This window comes from Bradyrhizobium sp. UFLA05-112 (genome assembly GCF_053572325.1).
Window position 1 is genome coordinate 1 of the sequence record NZ_JBANBK010000209.1, and the last position, 1,034, is coordinate 1,034.

2 protein-coding genes are annotated in these 1,034 nt (G+C 64.8%); both read right to left on the reverse strand.

What is annotated here, in order from left to right; all coding sequences use genetic code 11:
• Positions 1-166: IS1096 element passenger TnpR family protein (locus SO180_RS42415; protein ID WP_449384712.1), on the reverse strand; the 166-nt coding region annotated here is incomplete at its 3' end.
• The coding region (gene tnpC, locus SO180_RS42420) for an IS66 family transposase (RefSeq protein ID WP_449384711.1) at positions 163-1,034 on the reverse strand (872 nt) is incomplete at its 5' end. The genes SO180_RS42415 and tnpC, both read right to left, overlap by 4 nt.

Sequence of the window (1,034 nt, forward strand, 5' to 3'; positions counted from 1 at the left end):
CGCCGGCGCGCAGCTCGTAGAGATGGCTGTTGGTCCAACCCATGGCCGCCTGGATGGTCAGGTGCAGGCGGTCGAGCTTGATGTCGAACGGCACATCGACCCGGCGCAGAACCACCGGCTTGACGTCATCGAGAGTAATTTTGAGGCGAGCGATGCCGACAGTCATGCCGCCAGTTTACGACGCTCCATCTCGACGGCCCAGCTCCATGGCAAGAGTTCCTCGAGCCTGTGGACAGCGTGATCGTTGATGCGGGCGAGCACGTCGGCGAGCCAGGCCTGCGGATCGACGTCGTTGAGCTTTGCCGTCATGATCAGCGTCGCCATGACGGCGGCGCGTTCGGCGCCGCGTTCCGAGCCGGCGAACAGCCAGGATTTGCGCCCAAGTGCGAAGCCGCGCAGGGCGCGTTCGGCGGCGTTGTTGGTGAAGCAGATCCGTCCGTCATCGACGAAGTGAGCGAACCGGTCCCAGCGGCGCAGCATGTAGTCGATTGGCTTGGCGACCGATGAGGAGTTCGACAGCCGAGCGCGCTGCTCGCGTAGCCATGCTTCCAACGTCGTCAAGAGTGGGGCGCTTTGTTCTTTGCGCACCCGCAGCCGCTCTTCGGCGCTTTGGCCGTTGATGCCACGCTCAATATCGAACAGTGCATCGATGCGCTTGACCGCCTCCAGCGCGATCGGCGAGATCGCCGCGGCGTTCCTGTCTCGCCTCGCATTGGCGGCGATGTCCGCCAGCTCAAAAAACTGCCGCCTGGCATGGGCCCAACAGAGTGCGGGCGTGACCGCTCCTTGCGCGCGCGAGGCGTCATACAGCTCGTTATAGCCGCTATAGGCATCGGCCTGCAGGATACCGGTGAAGCTTTGGAGATGCCGCGTGGGATGCTCCTGCCGTCGATCGCGCGAGGCGTAATAGAGCGCGGCCGGCGGCGCCCGCCCACCAAACGGCCGGTCGTCGCGGACGTAGGTCCAGATATGCCCTTTGACCGTCTGCCCCTTGGCCAGGATCGGCACCGTGGTGTCATCGCCGTGCAGCCGCT